This is a genomic window from Streptomyces sp. NPDC002926 (assembly GCF_053591755.1).
The window spans coordinates 1-14,587 of the sequence record NZ_JBSFUK010000025.1 but is presented as its reverse complement, the minus strand read 5'-3'; the positions used below and the strand labels follow the sequence as shown (position 1 = coordinate 14,587).

Annotated in this window: 12 protein-coding genes; 4 read left to right on the top strand and 8 right to left on the bottom strand. The window is 71.6% G+C overall.

The window, feature by feature from the left end; all coding sequences use genetic code 11:
- Positions 1-38: 38 nt before the first annotated feature.
- Entirely contained in the window at positions 39-1,205 is a 1,167-nt protein-coding gene (locus ACWDZ6_RS26985; RefSeq protein WP_451504897.1) for an exonuclease SbcCD subunit D, read from the top strand.
- The gene (locus tag ACWDZ6_RS26980) at positions 1,202-4,573 is read left to right on the top strand and encodes an AAA family ATPase (RefSeq protein WP_451504896.1); all 3,372 of its coding nucleotides are present in this window, start codon (positions 1,202-1,204) and stop codon (positions 4,571-4,573) included. Before ACWDZ6_RS26985 ends, ACWDZ6_RS26980 begins: the two co-directional genes overlap by 4 nt.
- On the opposite strand, the gene ACWDZ6_RS26975 is transcribed toward ACWDZ6_RS26980, so the two are convergent.
- The gene (locus tag ACWDZ6_RS26975) at positions 4,563-5,009 is read right to left on the bottom strand and encodes an Lrp/AsnC family transcriptional regulator (protein WP_389183557.1); all 447 of its coding nucleotides are present in this window, start codon (positions 5,007-5,009) and stop codon (positions 4,563-4,565) included. The two genes, ACWDZ6_RS26980 and ACWDZ6_RS26975, sit on opposite strands and share 11 nt — an antisense overlap.
- A gap of 94 nt (positions 5,010-5,103) precedes the next feature.
- On the opposite strand from ACWDZ6_RS26975, the gene ACWDZ6_RS26970 reads away from it, so the two are divergent.
- Positions 5,104-5,586: a rhodanese-like domain-containing protein gene (locus tag ACWDZ6_RS26970; RefSeq protein ID WP_451504895.1), complete on the top strand. Its 483-nt coding sequence runs from the start codon at positions 5,104-5,106 to the stop codon at positions 5,584-5,586.
- A 210-nt stretch (positions 5,587-5,796) separates the two neighbouring features.
- Here the strand turns inward: ACWDZ6_RS26970 and ACWDZ6_RS26965 are convergent, their stop codons facing one another.
- Together ACWDZ6_RS26965 and ACWDZ6_RS26960 are read right to left on the bottom strand one after the other, a co-directional pair.
- Positions 5,797-7,479 carry a DUF885 domain-containing protein gene (locus ACWDZ6_RS26965; protein WP_451504894.1) on the bottom strand — a complete coding sequence of 561 codons (1,683 nt, stop codon included), beginning with the start codon at positions 7,477-7,479 and terminating at the stop codon, positions 5,797-5,799.
- A gap of 81 nt (positions 7,480-7,560) precedes the next feature.
- Positions 7,561-8,055 (bottom strand): Lrp/AsnC family transcriptional regulator, encoded by a 495-nt coding sequence (locus ACWDZ6_RS26960; protein ID WP_366734742.1) that lies wholly within the window; start codon positions 8,053-8,055, stop codon positions 7,561-7,563.
- A gap of 59 nt (positions 8,056-8,114) precedes the next feature.
- Between ACWDZ6_RS26960 and ACWDZ6_RS26955 the strand changes: the two genes are divergently transcribed.
- The gene (locus ACWDZ6_RS26955) at positions 8,115-9,314 is read left to right on the top strand and encodes a trans-sulfuration enzyme family protein (protein WP_389183566.1); all 1,200 of its coding nucleotides are present in this window, start codon (positions 8,115-8,117) and stop codon (positions 9,312-9,314) included.
- Here the strand turns inward: ACWDZ6_RS26955 and ACWDZ6_RS26950 are convergent.
- From ACWDZ6_RS26950 to ACWDZ6_RS26930, 5 genes are all read right to left on the bottom strand, one after another.
- Positions 9,250-10,662 (bottom strand): GNAT family N-acetyltransferase, encoded by a 1,413-nt coding sequence (locus ACWDZ6_RS26950; RefSeq protein ID WP_451504893.1) that lies wholly within the window; start codon positions 10,660-10,662, stop codon positions 9,250-9,252. The two genes, ACWDZ6_RS26955 and ACWDZ6_RS26950, sit on opposite strands and share 65 nt — an antisense overlap.
- 283 nt (positions 10,663-10,945) lie before the next feature.
- Positions 10,946-11,284 carry a winged helix-turn-helix domain-containing protein gene (locus tag ACWDZ6_RS26945; RefSeq protein WP_451504892.1) on the bottom strand — a complete coding sequence of 113 codons (339 nt, stop codon included), beginning with the start codon at positions 11,282-11,284 and terminating at the stop codon, positions 10,946-10,948.
- Complete coding sequence (locus ACWDZ6_RS26940) at positions 11,281-11,703, bottom strand: hypothetical protein (RefSeq protein WP_366734738.1); 423 nt, start codon at positions 11,701-11,703, stop codon at positions 11,281-11,283. Before ACWDZ6_RS26940 ends, ACWDZ6_RS26945 begins: the two co-directional genes overlap by 4 nt.
- 56 nt (positions 11,704-11,759) lie before the next feature.
- On the bottom strand, positions 11,760-13,337 hold the full coding sequence (locus ACWDZ6_RS26935; protein ID WP_451504891.1) for an alkaline phosphatase D family protein: 1,578 nt from the start codon (positions 13,335-13,337) through the stop codon (positions 11,760-11,762).
- A gap of 160 nt (positions 13,338-13,497) precedes the next feature.
- On the bottom strand, positions 13,498-14,587 hold a 1,090-nt coding region (locus ACWDZ6_RS26930; protein WP_451504890.1), incomplete at its 5' end, for an aminotransferase-like domain-containing protein.

Genomic DNA, 14,587 nt, shown 5'->3' with positions numbered 1-14,587 from the left:
GCCTGTGATGTCCGACCTCACCACTACTCTCGAGGATCATGAGATTCCTGCATACGTCGGACTGGCACCTGGGGCGGTCGTTCCACCGGGTGAGCATGCTCGACGCCCAGGCCGCGTTCCTCGACCACCTGGTGGCGACGGTGCGCGCACGCGACGTGGACGCGGTGCTGGTCGCAGGAGATGTCTACGACCGGGCCGTGCCGCCGCTCGCGGCCGTCGAGCTCTTCGACGAGGCGCTGCACCGGCTGGCCGCTGCGGGCGTGCCGACCGTGATGATCTCCGGGAACCACGACTCGGCGCGCAGACTCGGCGTCGGCGCGGGGCTGATCGAGCGCGCCGGAATACATCTGCGCACCGATCCGGCGGGGTGCGGGACCCCCGTGCTGCTGGGCGACGCGCACGGCACGGTCGCCTGCTACGGACTGCCGTATCTCGAACCCTCCCTGGTGAAGAGGGAGTTCAGGACGGAGAAGGCGGCACACGAAGCCGTACTCGGTGCGGCGATGGAGCGCGTACGGGCCGATCTCTCGACGCGTGAGGAGGGCACCAGATCCGTCGTCCTCGCGCATGCCTTCGTCGCGGGCGGTGAAGAGAGCGACAGTGAGCGGGACATCACCGTCGGAGGGGTGTCCGCCGTGCCCTCCGCCGTGTTCCGCGGCGTCGACTATGTCGCGCTCGGGCATCTGCACGGCTGCCAGACCATCACGGAGCGCGTGCGCTACTCAGGATCACCCCTCGCCTACTCCTTCTCGGAGACCCACCACCGCAAGACGATGTGGCTCATCGACCTCGGGGCGCAGGGTGAACTCACCGCCGAGCGCATCGACTGTCCCGTGCCGCGGGCCCTCGCCCGGCTGCGCGGCACCCTCGACGAACTGCTCGGCGAACCGGCGCTGGTCCGGCACGAGCAGTCGTTCGTGGAAGCGACCCTCACCGATCCGGTGCGCCCGGCCGAACCGATGGCGCGCCTCACCGAGCGGTTCCCGCACACCCTGAGTCTCGTCTTCGAGCCCGAGCGCTCCGAGGAGGACACCGTCACTTCGTACGCACAGCGGCTGAAGGGACGCAGCGACCAGCAGATCGCGGAGGACTTCGTGGCTCATGTGCGCGGCGGCAGCGGACCCGACGACCGGGAACGCACCGTGCTGCGCGGAGTTTTCGAGGACGTACGGGTGGACGAGGGCGTGCGCGAGGTGGCCCGGTGAGACTGCACCAGCTGACCGTCACCGCCTTCGGCCCCTTCGGCTCCAGCCAGCAGATCGACTTCGACACGCTGTCCACCGCCGGGATCTTCCTGCTCCACGGACCGACCGGCGCCGGCAAGACCTCCGTCCTCGACGCGGTCTGCTTCGCCCTGTACGGCGCGGTGCCGGGCGCACGGCAGAGCCCTGGCGCCTCGCTGCGCAGCGACCACGCCCCGCCGGGCACCTCCACCGAGGTGTGCCTCGAACTGACCGTGGGCGGACGGCGACTGGAGATCAAACGCCGTCCGGCCCAGCCCCGTCGCAAGAAGAACGGCAAAGGCTTCACCACCGAGCGGGCCCAGAGCTGGCTGCGCGAGTACGACGCCGGGACCGGAGAGTGGCAGTCGCTGAGCCGCTCGCACCAGGAGATCGGCGAGGAGATCACGCAGCTCGTCGGGATGAGCCGCGATCAGTTCTGCCAGGTGGTGCTGCTGCCCCAGGGCGACTTCGCGCGCTTCCTGCGCGCCGACGCCGAGGCGCGCGGCAGGCTGCTCGGACGGCTCTTCGACACCCGCCGTTTCGCCGCCGTCGAGGAGCGCCTCGCCGAACAGCGGCGCGTGGCCGAGCAGCAGGTACGCGCCGGTGACGAGCGGCTGCTCGCGATAGCCCACCGGATGGAACAGGCCGCGGGCGCGGCGGCCGGCGACTGGCCGCTGCCGCAGCGGCAGCCGGGCGACCCCGGGCTCGCCGATGCCGTCCTCGCCTGGGCGGCCGTCGCCCGCGGGGGCGCGAGGGAAGCGCTGGACATCGCCGACTGCGCGCTGTCCGCGACGGAGAGCCGGCAGGCAGCGGCCCGGCACGCCCTGGACGCCGAGCGTGAACTCGCTCGGCTGCAGCAGCGGTACGAGGACGCACGGCAGCGGGCCGAGGCGCTCGAGGCGCGGCGCCCCGAGCGGGAAGAACTGCAGACCCGGCTCGCGCGGGCCCGCAAGGCGGAGCTGGTGGAGCCCGCGCTGAGGCTGCGCGAAGACGCCGAACGGGACCACCGCGGCGCCGACGCCGACCGGGAGCGCGCGCGATCCGCACTCCCGCCGGACCTCGCGGAGGCCGGTGCGGAACAGCTGGCCGGGCTCGAACGCAAGCTGCGCCAGGACCTGGGCGGCCTCGAAGCCGCCCGGCGCGCGGAGCGCCGGAGCGCGGAGATCACCCGAGAACGGGCGGACCTGGACCGCCAGGCCCGTGCGGACGACGACATCATCCAGGACGCGGCGGGGTGGCTGTCCGGCTGGGAGGGCGTCCGGCGAAGCCACCAGGAGCGGATCGTGGCGTCGCAGGAGGCCGCCACCCGCGCCGAAAGTCTGGCCGGGCGGCTCGAACCGGCCCGCCGGAGGCTGCGGGCGGCGAGCGAACGGGACCGGCTCGCGACGCGCACCGAGGAGGCCGAGGAACAGCTGCGTACGGCCCGGGACCGCGCGAACAGCGCACGGGAGAACTGGCTCGACCTGAAGGAGCGCCGACTCCGGGGCATCGCGGCGGAGTTGGCAGCCGGACTGGTAACCGGTCGGCCGTGCGCCGTCTGCGGCTCGGCCGAACACCCTGCGCCGGCCCGCGCCGGGGACGGGCATGTCGACCGCGCGGCGGAAGAGGCGGCGTACCAGGACTCGGCACGGGCGGACGGGACGAAGGCGGACGCCGAACGTGAACTGGCGGTGGTACGTGAGGCGTTCACGACCGCCCGGCACGCAGCGCGGCTCACGCCGACGGCGGCCGGGGCGCGGGGCGAGGCGGGGAGCCGGGCTGCCGGAGGGCCGGAGGGCGCGGGGCCCGGCGGCGCGATCGAGCGGGCGAACGCCGGACGGGGGCCCGCCGATGGGGAGCTCGATACGAGTCGCGGCGGGGTGGGTCGAGCCGAGTCCGTGACCGGCGACGGGCGGGACACGGCCGGCAGCTCGGTGCGGCGTGCCGACGTGGCCGCCGAGGACGACGCCGGGCCTTCGGGTGTCGCGCGCGGTGACGTCGGCCGCGGCGTGGAGAGCGCCGGTCTCGATGGCGTCATGGGGCCGGACCGTGCCGACAGCTCCGCGCCGTATGCAGGCGTGACCGCTGAGGAGGATGATCCCGACGCAGGCCAACTGCGTACGCTCGTCGAGCAGATGGAGCGCGAGCACACCGAAGCGCACGGCCTCGCCGCCGGTATGCATGCCGCCCGCGAGGCGCTCGACCGGGCCGAGCGGGAGCGTGAGGAGCGGCTGGGCGCGCAGCAGCAGGCGGAGCGGCGCGCCGCCGCGCGGACCTCGCGGCGGGAAGCGCTCGACCGCGAACAGGCCGCGCTGGAAAGCGAACTGGCCAGGGCCCGAGGCGGCGCGGGCAGCGTGGCCGAGCACGCCGCGCTGCTGGAGCGCAGGGTGCGGCTGCTCGCCGAGGCGGCCGAGGCCGTGCGGTCTGCCGAGGCCACCGCGCAGCGCCTGAGGGAGGCCGACGACCGGCTGGCCGACGCGGCGTTCCGGGCCGGGTTCGACACACCGCGCGCCGCGGCCGCCGCGCTGCTCGGCGACGCGCAGCAGCGTGACCTGCAGCACCGGATTGATGCCTGGCAGACCGAGGCCGCCGCGGTCGCCGACCGGCTGGCCGAAGCGGACACCCGGAGCGCCGCCGGGCACACCGCTGCCGACCCCGAAGCCGCTCGGGCCGCCCATGATGCCGCCGAGCGTGCTCTGCGAGACGCCGCGTCCGGGCTCGCCGCCGCCCGCGACAGGTGCGCCGAGCTGGCCCGGCTCTCCCGGCAGGCCGTCGCGGAAGTCCGCAGGCTCGGCCCGCTGCGCGAGGAGTACGACCGGGTGGCCCGCCTCGCCGGCCTCACCGCGGGCACCTCCGCGGACAACGAGCGCAAGATGCGGCTCGAGTCGTATGTCCTCGCGGCCCGCCTCGAACAGGTCGCGGCCGCCGCCACCGCACGGCTGCAACGCATGTCGTCCGGCCGTTACACCCTGGTGCACTCCGACGCCAGGGTCGGGGGCAAGCGCTCCGGTCTCGGACTCCATGTCGTCGACGCCTGGACCGGCAGCGAGCGCGACACCGCGACCCTCTCCGGCGGGGAGACCTTCTTCGCCTCGCTCGCGCTCGCGCTCGGTCTCGCCGACGTTGTCACCGACGAGGCCGGCGGCGTGCAGTTGGACACCCTCTTCATCGACGAGGGCTTCGGCAGCCTGGACGACCAGACCCTGGACGACGTGCTCGACGTGCTCGACTCGCTGCGCGAGCGGGACCGCAGCGTCGGCATCGTCAGCCATGTCGCCGATCTGCGCCGGCGGATCCCCGCCCAGCTGGAGGTCGTCAAGGACCGGCACGGATCTGCGGTGCGGCTGCGTGCCGCGCCGCTCAGCGGCTGATCGCCCGGCGCGGCAGTGGTGAGGAGTAGACGACGCTCGTCGTGACCGAGCCGAGCGCGCCGATCTTCCCGGAGACCTCCTCGAGATGGTTCATCGAGCGGGTGGCGACCTTGAGTACGAAGCAGTCGTCGCCCGTCACATGGTGGGCCTCGAGGATCTCGGGCGTGGTCTCCAGCAGATCGTGGAACGGCTTGTAATTGCCGTTCGGATAGCGGAGTCGCACGAACGCGAGGATCGGGAGCCCGAGCCGCTCCTGTTCCACCACCGCGGTATATCCGGATATCACCCCGGCCTCCTCCAGCCTGCGGACCCGCTCGGTCACGGCGCTCGACGACATGGAGACGACCCTCGCCAGCTCGGCGAAGCTGGCCCGGCCCTGGCTCTGCAGGGCCTCGAGGATGCGCCAGTCCGTGGCGTCCGGTGAATATCCGGTCATGGTCGAGAGATAGCAGGGAAATCCCCGGCCGATCAAGAGAGGTGCCGGGGAATCTCACTTCAGGGAATCGAGCGGCGACCGTAGATTTTCACTCGTGACTACGACGCAGCTCCACACCAACCCCGTCCTTCGCGGGTCGTCGGCCCCGCCCGCGGCCGCCGCCGCCTACTTCGCCTCCCACCTGGCCTTTCACGCTGATGTCTCCGATGTCGCCTCGGCGCTGGCGGCCGGCGGCGACCCGGGTTTCGTGGTCCTCGACTGCCGTTCCACCGAGTCCTGGGACCAGGGGCACGTGCCCGGTGCGGTCCATCTGCCGACCGCGCTGATCGCAGAGCAGGCGGGGCAGCTGCTGGACAGGTTGGTGCCGGTCGTCACGTACTGCTGGGGCCCCGGCTGCAACGGCGCGACCCGCGCGGCTCTGGCGCTCGCCGAACTCGGCTACCAGGTCAAGGAGATGCTCGGTGGCTTCGAGTACTGGGCCCGCGAGGGCTTCGAGTTCGATACGTGGGAGGGCCGCCGCAAGCGCGACGTCGACCCGCTGACCGCGCCTCTCGGCACGGACGACTGCGGCTGCTGATCCGTATCGGCCGCCCGCTACCGCACGACGGACGAGGGGAGGGGCGCAGGAATTTCCTGCTGCGCCCGCTGCGGTGGTCCGGACGCTGCGGTGGTCCGGGCGCTGCGGTGTCCGGGCGCCGCGGGTTTCCGGGCCGACGGCGGCCGGGCTCATGCCTCTCGGCTGAGCCCGGCCCCCGCGCAGGCCGTACACGGGTCCGGCCACCCGCGGTCAGAGCTTCGACAGCTCATCGACCAGATCGTCCAGCCCCAGGGAGCCCTGCGACAGTGCCGCCATGTGCCAGGCCTTCGCGTCGAACGCGTCGCCATGCGCCTTGCGGGCGTTCTCCCGGCCCAGCAGCCACGCCCGCTCACCCAGTTTGTAGCCGATGGCCTGTGCCGGAACCGACAGATACCGGGTCAGCTCGCTCTCGACGAAGTCCTCCGGACGGCCGCTGTGGCTGCCGAAGAACTCCTGCCCGAGAGCCGGTGTCCAGCGCTCACCCGGGTGGAACGGCGAGTCCGCCGGGATCTCCAGCTCCAGATGCATGCCGATGTCCACGATCACCCGGCAGGCCCGCATCATCTGCGCGTCCAGATAGCCCAGCCTGCGCTCCGGGTCGGGAAGGAAGCCCAGTTCGTCCATCAGCCGCTCCGCGTACAGCGCCCAGCCCTCGGCGTTGGCGCTGACCCCGCCGATCGTCGCCTGGTAGCGGGAGAGCTGGTCCGCGACATGCACCCACTGCGCGATCTGCAGATGGTGGCCGGGAACGCCCTCGTGGTACCAGGTCGACACCAGGTCGTACACAGGGAATCGGGTGGCGCCCATGGTCGGCAGCCAGGTACAGCCGGGGCGGCTGAAGTCCTCGGACGGGCCGGTGTAGTACGGCGCCGCCGCGCCGCCCGGCGGAGCGATCCGGGACTCCACCTTCCGTACCCGCTCGGCCAGTTCGAAGTGCGTCCCGTCCAGCGCCTCGATCGCCTCGTCCATGATCGTCTGCAGCCAGACCCGCACCTCCTCGACGCCTTCGATGTGCTCGCCGTGCTCGTCGAGGTGTGCGAGCGCTTCCCAGGGCCCCGCGCCTGGAAGGATCTTGTCGGCCTCGGTCTTCATCTCGGCCAGCAGCCGGTGATATTCGGACCAGCCGTACGCGTAGGCTTCGTCGAGATCGAGGTCGGTGCCATTGAAATAGCGCGACCAGCGGGCGTAGCGCTCGCGGCCCACCGTGTCGGGGGCGTCCGCGACGGCGGGGGCGTAGACGTCGCGCATCCAGTCCCGCAGCTCCGCGAGCGCTTCGGTCGCACTGCGGGCCGCCTCGCCGAGTTCGGTGCGGAGCGTGAGGGGGCCGCCCGCCGCGAACTCCTGGAACCAGCTGCGGTCCGTGCCGAGCCACTCCGTCATCTGGTCGATATTGGTCCGGGTCGCGCGCGGGCCGCCCAGCAGCTTCCGCTCGAGTCCCAGCGCCAGCGAGGCGCGGTAGCCCTCCAGGGCCCGCGGCACCGCTCGCAGCCGCTGCGCCACGGCTGCCCAGTCCTCATCGGTCTGAGTCGGCGTCACGGTGAACACCTCGCGCACCGTGTGCACCGGGGAGCGCATATTGCTCACCGTGCGCAGCCCCTCATCCGTTTCGTGCACGGCGAGTTCAGCTGTCAGACGCTCTCGCAACAGTCGGCCGCAGCGCCGTTCCGCATCGTTCTCCGCGGCCGGCTGTTTCTCGGCGGCGTCGAGCCTGGCGAGTGTCTCGCGGGCGAGTTCGGCGAAAGCCTCCTGCCCGGCAGGTGAGTAGTCGGGAAGGAGGCCCGAGCTCTCCTTGAGTCCCAGATACGTGCCGATGGTCGGGTCGAGTTCGATGAGTGCGTCGACGTAGGAGTCGGCGACCTGTCGTGGCAGCGCGCTGCTGGAAGAGACTGGCATGCGCACATCCTCATACGACTGGGGCCTCCGCGTCACCATCATTGGATCTCAGTCGCCTGTCAGTGGCCTGACAGTGGCCTGTCAAGCATCCTGGGTGCAGTCCGGCACCGGAGGCAGCAGCGGTCCGCAGTCCCACTGCTGGAAGATCAGTCGCGTCTCGACCCTGGCGACTTCTCGCCGTGAGGTGAACTCGTCCACCACCAGACGCTGCAGATCGGCCGTGTCCGCCACGGCCACGTGCACGAGATAGTCGTCGGGACCGGTGAGATGGAACAGCGCCCGGGACTCGGGCAGCGCGCGGATCCGTTCCACGAACGGGCCGATGAGTTCGCGCCGGTGCGGCCGGACCTGCACGGAGAGGAGCGCCTGCAGCCCGCGCCCCAGCCGGGCGGGATCCAGGGCCAGCCGATGCCCGAGGATCACGCCGGAGCGGCGCAGCCTCGCCACCCTGTCCAGGCAGGTGGAAGCTGCCACTCCGACCTCCGCGGCCAGCTCGCGATAGGTGGTCCGGGCGTCGTTCTGCAACAGGCGGAGTATGTGCAGATCTACCGGGTCGAGTGCGACAGATTCAGCCATTCGCCGAACGTAACACGGCCTTTGGCCATTACTTCCCGGTAGGTGTTCACAGTGCGGGCATGGAGAACGCAGTCTCGGTCACTCCCGCACCCCGGGCCCTGGCCACCGAAGCAGTACACGCCGGACGTGAGGACCTCGCGGAGCTCGGCGTGCACGCCCCGCCGCTGGACCTGTCCACCACCTACCCGTCGTACGACGCCGCAGGTGAGGCCGCCCGTATCGACGCCTTCGCCGCCACCGGCGCGCGACTGGACGGACCGCCGGTCTACGCCCGGCTCGACAACCCGACCACGGCCCGTTTCGAGACAGCGCTCGCCAGGCTGGAAGGTGCCGAGAGCGCGGTCGCGTTCGCCAGCGGGATGGCCGCGCTCACCGCCGTACTGCTGGTACGGGCGAGTATGGGACTGCGCCACGTGGTCGCTGTCCGGCCGTTGTACGGGTGCAGCGACCATCTGCTGAACGCGGGGCTGCTCGGGACCGAGGTGACCTGGACCGACCCCGCGGGCATCGCGGAGGCGATCCGGCCGGAAACAGGCCTTGTGATGGTGGAGACGCCCGCCAACCCGACGCTCGCCGAGGTCGATCTGCGAGCCGTCCGGCATGCCTGCGGCTCCGTGCCGCTGCTCGTCGACAACACCTTCGCCACGCCCGTGCTGCAGCGGCCGGTGGAGCACGGGGCGCGGATCGTGCTGCACAGCGCGACCAAGTACCTGGGCGGGCACGGCGATGTGATGGGCGGAGTGGTGGCCTGCGACGAGGAGTTCGCCCGCAGCCTCCGGCAGGTGCGGTTCGCGACCGGCGGCGTCCTCCATCCGATGGCCGGATATCTCCTGCTGCGCGGACTGTCCACACTGCCGGTACGGGTACGGGCCGCATCCACCACCGCGGCCGACCTGGCCCGCCGGCTGGGCGCCGACCCGCGGATCGCCCGGGTGCACTACCCGAGTGTGGGCGGGGCGATGGTCTCCTTCGAGGTGTACGGGGACCCGCGCAGCGTGATCTCGGCCGTACGGCTGATCACGCCGGCGGTCAGTCTCGGCAGTGTCGACAGCCTGATCCAGCACCCGGCCTCCATCAGCCACCGCATCGTGGCTGAGGGAGACCGGCGCTCGGCGGGCGTCAGCGACCGGCTGCTGCGGATGTCGGTCGGTCTTGAGGACGTCGAGGATCTATGGCGTGATCTGACCGAGGCCCTCAGCGCTCAGCCTGTTCGTACGGAAAGAGCGGGCGTACGGGAGTCGCGTCGAGTCGGGCGGTGATGACCAGCGTGCCCTCCTCGATCTGGTAGTCGAGCGGCAGGCTCAGCCCGCGCATGGCGGCCACCATCGCGGTGTTCGAGGAGCGGGTGACGGCGTAGACGCTGCCGCAGCCCGCCTCGACAGCGAGGGCGACCAGTCGGCCGAGCAGCTCCGAGCCGATGCCGCGGCCCTGCCATTCGTCCTCGACGAGCAGCGCGACCTCGGTCTCGTCCCCGTCCCAGAGGAGATGTCCGAGGCCGACGAGACGGCCGGAGGCGGTCTGGACGGCGAGGGTGCGGCCGAAGCGCGGGCTGAGCAGGTGGTTGAGGTAACGGTCGGCGTCGCCGACCGGGCCGTGGTAGCGCAGGCTCAGGGTGCGCTCGGAGCAGCGGTCGTGCATGGCCACGGCGGCTTCGACGTCACTCTGGTCGACGCGGCGCACGGTGATCTCATTTCCCTCGGGGAGGGTGAGGACGTCCTGGCTGCGGGGGATACGGGGGCCGAGGCGCGCGTCCAGTTCCACCAGGGCGCGGGCCCGTGCGAACTCGGTGGGCGTGAAAGGAAGATAGGGCCGCTCGACGGTGATCGCGCCACCGCTCGGGTCGCGCAGCCGCATTACCGTCTCCTCCAGCACGCCTTCCACCGGTGGGAGCTCTCCGGTGGGCCGGCCCGTCAGCGAGACCGCGGGCAGCGAGTGGATCGTGCAGCGGCCCAGCAACTGGCGCAGTGCAAGCGGCAGTTCGGCTGCGTCAAGGGCGGTACGGGTGGCGAGGCCGAGCACCCGGGTAGGGGTGTCGACGAGATCGTGGGCGTCGGCCCGCTCGATCCAGGTGCTGCTGCCGCCCGCCCTGGAGATCTCCCGGGTGAGCTGCTGTGCCTGCAGGGACGCGGGGGCGCGCAGCAGGAATTCGTCCACCGTGCCCTCGGCCAGCGGATGGGTCTGGAGGGTGAGGATGTCGACCCGGTGCCGTGCCAGGGCGGTGCACAGCGCGGCCAGGCTGCCGGGTGTGTCCCGCACGGTGGTCCGCATCCGCCACAGCGCCGTCTCGCTCAGCTCGCCGGGCGCCGCGATCCTGGTCGCGGGGGACGCCGTCGCCCCGGCGTCCGCGATGACGTCGGCGCTGTTGCGGGTGTGGGTCGCCGGTGGGGCATGACTGTGGCGTCGTGCCCACCATGTGTGGAAGGCGGCCGTGCCGACGAGGGCCACGGCCGAGGCGATGAGCAGGAACGGGCCGTCCGGTCCGTGCCCGATCATGTTCGCGATGGCGTCGGCGACCGCGACGGCGGTGAACATGGCTGCCAGTTCGACGAGATCCCGCCGCCAGTGGTGTGGACGGCGGGCACTCTTCGCAGAAGTCACATCTGTCATGCCAACACTGTGACCGAACGGTGTTGCGTGATCACGAACGGCTTGTGACTGACGGGTTAAGCGTCATTGTGGACGGCTATCGGTTGTTTTTAGCCGTTTCTGGCGTGGAGTGATCGCTTCCTTGACACAACGCGGCCGACGGCCGGGACGCGCCGGTGCCCCGGCGGTCAGCGGTCCGGCGGGTGCGGCGGCCTGAACGGGCCGGGCCGTCGCGTACGCACCGGTCGCGGCGGTCGCATGCGCGGACTCGGCCGGGCCGATCGCGCTTCACCGTGCCGAGCGGTCAGGCGCCGGCTATGGCCCGTAGCGCGTCCAGATGCCGCCGGTAGACGGCGCGCCCCTCGTCCGTCAGAGACAGCCAGGTCCGCGTCCGCCGCCCCACCCTGCCCTTGTCCACCCCGAGCCAGCCGGCTTCCTCGAGGGCCGCGACCTGCTTGGACAGCGCCGAGTCGGTGACCTCGACCAGGTCGCGCACAAATCCGAACTCGGCCTTGTCCAGCGGTGCCAGGGCCGCCACGATCGACAGCCGGACGGGCGAGGTGAGCAGCGGGGCGAGCGCATGGCGCGGATGCGTACCCGACTCCTTCCCGGCCTGCCCGGTCTGCTGCGCTCTCCCCGTCATGCCGACCGCCGCGTCTCCTGCCAGGCGCCGACCGCCGGCGGCAGTGCGCACCACACGGCACCGACCACGGCGAAGACCGCGCTGCCCCTGAAGGCGGAGACGCTGAGCGCGACCGTGAGGGAGTAGGCCACCGCCCAGCTGCCGATGAGAGTGCCGTGCCGGGCGCCGAACCCCCGGCGGATGACGCGCTGCCGGGCGGCGTACATGCTGAGCCCCCCGACGAGTACGGCATTGACGACCGCGAAGACGAGTGCCGCGGACCGCCCTTGCCAGAGCACCGCCATCGGTACCAGGAGCAGCTGGCCGGCGGCGAAGACGACGAGATACCGCGCGTACCAACCGCTGCCGCGGCGGCGTGTGGCGCTCTCCGCGAGGTTCGCGCGCTTCAACGCCGCCGCGGCATCCGTCTGTTCACTCATGCTTGCGAGAGTGGCATGTACTTTCCACAGTGGCAAGCAATTGCCGGGCGCGTGTCCTACTGCCCCACGCGCCCGGGCTGCAGCACCTTGCTGAACAGGACCGTTCCGCCCTCCGCCCGCAGCCGGACGGTCAATTCGCCACTGCCGCCGTCGATGTCGACCTCTCCGAAGTACTGCGGCGACTCCATCGGCGAGACATTGGCGCGCTCCGGCGCCCGGACGAAGACGCGCTCAGGGCCGAAGGTGGCGTCGAGCGCGTTGGCGGGGAAGCCGCCGGCGGCCAGCGGCCCCGAGACGAATTCCCAGAAGGGTGCGAAGTCCTTGAAAGCCGCCCGCGACGGGTCGTAGTGCTGCGCCGAGGTGTGGTGCACATCCGCGGTGAGCCACACCGTGCCGGTGATCCGGCGGTGCTTGATGTACCTCAGCAGCTCGGCGATCTGCAGCTCGCGCCCGAGCGGCACCCCCGGATCGCCCTGCGCGACGGCCTCGAAGTTCGCCGTCCCGTCCGCTACGACCAGCCCGAGCGGCATGTCCGAGGCGATCACCTTCCACACCGCGCGCGACCGCGACAGCTCACGCTTGAGCCAGGCCAGCTGCTCGGCGCCGAGGATGCCCTGTGCGTCGTCGGGCTGCCGGCCGGGGGAGTTGGCATTGCGGTACGAGCGCATGTCGAGGACGAACACATCGAGCAGCGGTCCGTGGCGCACCACCCGGTGCACACGGCCTTCGCGCCCGGCGGCGGCGAGCGTCGAGATGGGGAAGTACTCCCCGAAGGCGCGGCTCGAGCGCTCCGCGAGCACATTCACGTTCTTCTCGGTGTAGCGCGGGTCGTCGAGGATCTGGCCCGGGTACCAGTTGTTGCGTACCTCGTGGTCGTCCCACTGCACGACCGTGGGTACCTGAGCGTTGAAGCGCCGGACGTTCTCGTCGAGCAGGTTGTAGCGGAAGTTTCCGCGGAAGTCCGCCAAGGTCTGTGCCACCCTGGACTTCTCCTCGGTGGTGATGTTGCGCCAGATCCGGCCGTCCGGCAGCGTCACGCTCGGTTCGATCACGCCGTCCGCGTAGATCGTGTCCCCGCTGCAGAGGAAGAAGTCCGGGTCGAGGCGGCGCATCTCGTCGTACGCGCGATAGCCGCCGATGTCCGGGTTGATGCCCCAGCCCTGCCCCGCTATGTCGCCCGACCACAGAAAGCGCACTCCCTCATGGCGCTTCGCGGGCGCCGTACGGAAGGTCCCGCAGACCGGTTCTCCGGTGCGGCGGGGGTCTTCCGGGTCGGCGAGCTTGACCCGGTAGTGCACCTGCTCACCGGCGGGCAGTCCGCGCAGCGCCGTCCGTCCGGTGAAGTCCGTGTCGGCCCCGACCAGCGGGCCGTGCCATGTGTGCGCATGCCGGAAGGACTCCGTCGCGGACGTCTCCACGATCATCCGGGCGGGCCGGTCGGAGCGCACCCAGACCAGACCGGACGAGGAGGTCACATCGCCGGTCTGCACACCCCATGCGGCCCGCGGGCGGCCGGACAGCGCGAGGGCGGGCGCCGCTGTCATCGTGGGCAGAGCCAGTGCCGCCGAGGCGGCGACCGTGCCGCGCAGCACGGAACGGCGGTCGGGGGAGGGTATCCGCGGGCTGTGTGACATCGCTGTGCCTCCAGGGCAGGTCGGCCGGTGTGCCGTGCCATGCCTACTGCCCGGCTGCGGCGGCCACGCGAACCCCGGGTGAACAGCCGGCCCTGCGCGGTGTACGAGGACAGTCCGCGGCGTACGAGGACAGTCCAACGGCCCGCAGGACCGGGGCACTTCAGGGCGCCTTCCGCACCGCCTCCGCCATCAGCCGCACGCCGCGCCGGATTTCGGTCGGCGCCAGATGCGCGTATCCGAGGACCAGCCGCACTCCGGCGTCCCCCGCGTCGGCCATCCTGTAGTCGGCCAGCGGACGCACGGCCACCCCGGACCGCGCCGCCAGATCCACGAAGCGCGGCTCGGGACCGCACCGCTCGGGCAGCCGCGCGATGATGTGCAGACCGGCGGCGATACCGCTGACCTCCGTGCCGGGGAAGTGGTCGGTGAGGGCGCCGACGAGTGCGTCGCGCCGCTCCCGGTAGGCGCGCTGGCAGCGGCGCAGCTGCCGGTCGTACCCGCCCCGGTCGATGAAGTCGGCAAGGAGCGCCTGGTCCAGGGCCGGGTTGCCGAGATCCATGGTGCGTTTGCGCTCGACGACCTCGTCCGTCAGGCGGGACGGTACGAGCAGCCAGCCCAGTCGCAGCCCCGGTGCGAGTGACTTGCTCACCGACCCGGTGTACGCGACGCGATCCGGGTCGAGACCCTGCAGGGCGCCGACGGGAGCCCTGTCGTAGCGGAAGTCGCCGTCGTAGTCGTCCTCCACGATCAGACCGTCCACGGCGCGCGCCCAGTCGAGGAGTTCGGTGCGACGCTGAGCGGAGTAGGCGATTCCGGTCGGGAACTGGTGGGCCGGTGTGGTCACCACCGCGCGTATGCCGGTGCCCTCGAGCGGCCCGGTCGCCAGCCCTTCGCCGTCGAGCGGCAACGCGGTCATGTCCAGCCCGGCCGCCGAGAACAGCGCTCCGTGCTCATGGCTCCCGGGGTCCTCGACCCCCACTGTCCGCAATCCGCGCCCATGCAGTACGAAACCGAGCAGCGTCATCGCCTGCGCAACGCCCGAACACACCACCAGGCATTCCGGATCGGCCACCACGCCGCGCCGCCGGGTGAGCAACGAGGCCAGCGCGGTGCGCAGTTCCGGCAGCCCACGCGGATCGGGATAGCCGAGCGCACGGTGCGGCAGCCGCGCGAGTACGGATTTGTGCGCGGCGGCCCACGCGGCGCGCGGGAAGAGCGAGAGATCGGGCGTCCCGGGGCGGAAGTCCACG

Excerpts from the sequence above, each read along its gene's own strand:
- ACWDZ6_RS26965 (WP_451504894.1), bottom strand. The coding sequence starts at position 7,479 with ATGCCAGTCTCTTCCAGCAGCGCGCTGCCACGACAGGTCGCCGACTCC.
- ACWDZ6_RS26935 (WP_451504891.1), bottom strand. The coding sequence starts at position 13,337 with ATGTCACACAGCCCGCGGATACCCTCCCCCGACCGCCGTTCCGTGCTG.
- ACWDZ6_RS26985 (WP_451504897.1), top strand. The coding sequence starts at position 39 with ATGAGATTCCTGCATACGTCGGACTGGCACCTGGGGCGGTCGTTCCAC.
- ACWDZ6_RS26950 (WP_451504893.1), bottom strand. The coding sequence starts at position 10,662 with ATGACAGATGTGACTTCTGCGAAGAGTGCCCGCCGTCCACACCACTGG.
- ACWDZ6_RS26955 (WP_389183566.1), top strand. The coding sequence starts at position 8,115 with ATGGAGAACGCAGTCTCGGTCACTCCCGCACCCCGGGCCCTGGCCACC.
- ACWDZ6_RS26940 (WP_366734738.1), bottom strand. The coding sequence starts at position 11,703 with ATGAGTGAACAGACGGATGCCGCGGCGGCGTTGAAGCGCGCGAACCTC.
- ACWDZ6_RS26960 (WP_366734742.1), bottom strand. The coding sequence starts at position 8,055 with ATGGCTGAATCTGTCGCACTCGACCCGGTAGATCTGCACATACTCCGC.
- ACWDZ6_RS26945 (WP_451504892.1), bottom strand. The coding sequence starts at position 11,284 with ATGACGGGGAGAGCGCAGCAGACCGGGCAGGCCGGGAAGGAGTCGGGT.
- ACWDZ6_RS26975 (WP_389183557.1), bottom strand. The coding sequence starts at position 5,009 with ATGACCGGATATTCACCGGACGCCACGGACTGGCGCATCCTCGAGGCC.